Below are 812 nucleotides of genomic sequence, written 5' to 3'. Positions count from 1 at the left end.
CATTGGCTTGGACGCTCTTGCGACCACCCAGGTCGATGAGCCCAGCCACGTAGAGTGGGCACATCGCCCGGCGTGCCTGATGCGACAGGGCAGACAGGAACGGCTGTAGCCATCGATCCAGATCGTCATGCCATCCGCCCGCATCCGACATCGCGATCACCCACGTCTATCGCCGTGGCATGCGAAGCCGCTATAACTGGATGCGTTCCCTTAACCTGCCAAAGTAGTGCTGGTGTCGTTAAGTGCTAGCGTACCCAACAAACAGACGGTCCACTCCGTCTGCAAGTAGCTATGGATCCGCTGGTTTCGCCCCGAGGGCGAGAACTGTCTCTCGGTGCATGCGCCGCAGCATGACGATATCCTAGCTTCGATCTATCTTTCGTGGAAGCCGCACAGCAAATATATGGGCGCAACTCGGTGAGGATCAGATAAATCATAAAAGATTAATCGCCGCCGTTCTGAACACAAAAGAACAGATTTGGAGAATTGTTGCGAGTTATTTCGACATAGTCTATTCTAACAATTGATTTATCATTCGATTATCTATTTCAAAGCAGAGTATTGCGGCCATTATTAATGGCGGGCGCGCTCAGAAGTACCGGCCGAGAACCACCAAGAGACCGAGTGTCAGGATCGCCAGCATCGTCGCCCTCAGGAAATCGCGGCTGGCCGCTCGCCTGACATGCGGTCGAACCCGCCGCCGCCCACGCGGGCTCGATCCCCAATCCTCCCACCGGCGGGAGCCCTTCTTGCCCATCTCCGTCAAACCCTGTCAGACCGGAAGAGTGGCAGCCTCGTCCGCGAGCGCCTCG

1 pseudogene is annotated in these 812 nt (G+C 56.4%); it reads right to left on the bottom strand.

What is annotated here, in order from left to right:
• Positions 1-151, bottom strand: a pseudogene (locus VQ02_RS39665) (IS701 family transposase); the annotation flags it as partial.
• Between the last annotated feature and the right edge of the window lie 661 nt (positions 152-812).

It is taken from the genome of Methylobacterium variabile, assembly GCF_001043975.1.
GTDB lineage: Bacteria > Pseudomonadota > Alphaproteobacteria > Rhizobiales > Beijerinckiaceae > Methylobacterium > Methylobacterium variabile.
Note: the sequence above shows the minus strand (reverse complement) of the source record. Positions and strands in the feature narration are given on the sequence as shown.